Source organism: Shigella sp. FC1967 (assembly GCF_001743005.1).
In the GTDB taxonomy this organism is placed as follows: Bacteria; Pseudomonadota; Gammaproteobacteria; order Enterobacterales; family Enterobacteriaceae; genus Proteus.
This window is the reverse complement of sequence record NZ_MIIZ01001478.1, coordinates 1-333: the sequence shown is the minus strand read 5'-3', so window position 1 is coordinate 333 and position 333 is coordinate 1. Positions and strand designations below refer to the sequence as shown.

Sequence of the window (333 nt, the reverse complement as noted above, 5' to 3'; positions counted from 1 at the left end):
AGGTGCATCAATAACTAGGCGTAATGGTAATAGAATTTATGGTCCAATAAGTTTTAATGCCAATAAAACGCAGTTTATACCAATAAATGATGTTTATTTTATTGACAAATCAGGAAATAAAATCACAATGAAATGGATGTACCAAGGTGCAATAGTAGAGCAAGGAATGACATTTGAGAATTACATTGGTCTATCAAATAAACGACTTACACGATTACATCTTAATGCCAAAACAGGTGCATCAATAACTAGGCGTAATGGTAATAGAATTTATGGTCCAATAAGTTTTAATGCCAATAAAACGCAGTTTATACCAATAAATGATGTTTATTT

1 protein-coding gene is annotated in these 333 nt (G+C 30.6%); it reads left to right on the top strand.

What is annotated here, in order from left to right; translation table 11 throughout:
- Window positions 1-333 (top strand): hypothetical protein (locus BHE89_RS23170; protein ID WP_286146444.1); only part of this gene is annotated, 333 nt, incomplete at both ends.